Source organism: Acidisphaera rubrifaciens HS-AP3 (assembly GCF_000964365.1).
GTDB lineage: Bacteria > Pseudomonadota > Alphaproteobacteria > Acetobacterales > Acetobacteraceae > Acidisphaera > Acidisphaera rubrifaciens.
Genome location: NZ_BANB01000557.1, coordinates 1 through 1,745 on the forward strand (window position 1 = coordinate 1; position 1,745 = coordinate 1,745).

Consider the following 1,745-nt stretch of genomic DNA (forward strand, 5'->3'; position numbering starts at 1 on the left):
GCGGTAGCGGCGGGACAGCTCGTCGGGGTCGAGGCCGAGGGCGGCGCCGTAGGTGCGCAGGAAGCCGATCGCATAGGCGATGCCGGGCAGTCCGGCGGCGTGGCCACGCTCCAGCGCTTCCAGATAGCTCAGCCGGATACGCAGGCCGGCGGCGACGTCCGCCAGATCCCAGCCCAGGCGCAGACGCGCGGTGCGAAGGTCCGCCCCGAGACGGGCCAGCCCCCCCGCGTCCTCGGCCTTGCCGGTCTTGGCAGGCGCTTCGATCGGTTCCGACGGTGTCATGCCGCGAGACATCATGTCGCGGTATTCCGCGAAACTGGATTTAAGATTTTGCAGCACGGTTTTGCGCCCCGAACCCTGCTGTGTCGGTTGGTCGCCTCAACCACAGGCGACCTGCGGCATGTAGCGGAACAGCCCTTCCTTGCCAACGCCATAAGCGGCGGCGCGGCACCCGGCAAGGTCGAATCCGGGCCACCTGTGTCGGCCGGTCCCGTCACCCGATCAGCCCCCGCTCCCGCGCCCAGGCGGCGATCGGCTCGCGCACGCTCGCGCTGCCGCCCGCCGTCCGGCGTATCGCCCCTAGAACGCCGCGGAACGCCGGCAGGTCGGCCCGCCCGAGCATTTCTTTCACCGCCGGCAGCCCGGTCGCCGACATCGACAGCGTCCGGTAGCCGAGGCCGGCCAGCGTCAGCGCCTCCAGCGGCCGGGCCGCGGCCTCGCCGCACAGCGACAGCGGCTTGGCCGCCGCCTCCGCCGCCGCGCGGATGCGCTCGAGCACGTCGAGCATGGGCGGCGAGAGGAAGTCGTAGCGCCCGGCCAGGGCGGGCGCGCCGCGGTCGGCCGCGAAGATGAACTGCGTCAGGTCATTGGACCCCACGGAGACGAAATCCGCCGCCGCCATCAGCGCCGGCAGGTCGAACAGCAGGGCCGGCACCTCCAGCATGGTGCCGATCGACAGATGCGCGGGCGCGGGGTCGGCGCGGGCGGCCTCGGCTTCCAGCAGGGCGCGGGCGGCGCGGAACTCGGCGACGGTGGAGACCATGGGGAACATGACCGCGAGCCGCCGTCCGGCCGCGGCCCGCAGCAGGGCGCGCAGCTGCCGGCGCAGCACCGACGGCCGGTCGAGGCCGACGCGGATCGACCGCCACCCCATCGCCGGATTGTCTTCCTCCACCGCCATGCCCGGCAGCTGCTTGTCGCCGCCCAGGTCGAGGGTGCGGAACATCACCGGCCGGTCGCCGGCCATGTCCAGGACGCGGCTGTACAGCGCGGTCTGCTCGGCCGCGTCGGCGATGGCGCCGCGGGCCAGCATCGCGATCTCGGTGCGGAACAGGCCGATGCCGTCCGCGCCCGTCGCCTCGATCTGCGCCAGTTCGATCGGCAGCCCCACGTTCAGCATCAGCCGCAGCCGCGTGCCGTCGGCGGTGGCGGCCGGCCGGTCGCGCAGCGCCGCCCACCCGGCACGGCGGATGGCGCGGGCGCCGAGCGCCCGGTCATAGGCGATGCGCACGTCGCTGTCCGGGCGCAGCACGAACTGCCCCTCGTCGGCATCCAGCACCGCCTCGTCCCCGGGCTCGGCCGCGTCGAGCACGCCGCGCAGCCCGCCCAGCATCGGCACGCCGAGCGCGCGGGCGATGATGGCGGCGTGGCCGGCCGTGCTCGCCTCCTCGATCGCGAGGCCCGCGATGCCGCGGCCGTGCCAGTCGAGCACCTCCGCCGGGCCGAGCCGGCGCGCGACGAGGATC

The 1,745-nt window shown here is 74.3% G+C and carries 2 protein-coding genes; both read right to left on the reverse strand.

The features are described from left to right. Positions 1-282, reverse strand: a 282-nt coding sequence (locus tag B8460_RS14600; RefSeq protein WP_048862347.1) for a helix-turn-helix domain-containing protein, incomplete at its 3' end; no start/stop codon positions are given. A gap of 211 nt (positions 283-493) precedes the next feature. After that, positions 494-1,745, reverse strand: a 1,252-nt coding sequence (locus B8460_RS14605; RefSeq protein WP_048862348.1) for a putative PEP-binding protein, incomplete at its 5' end; no start/stop codon positions are given.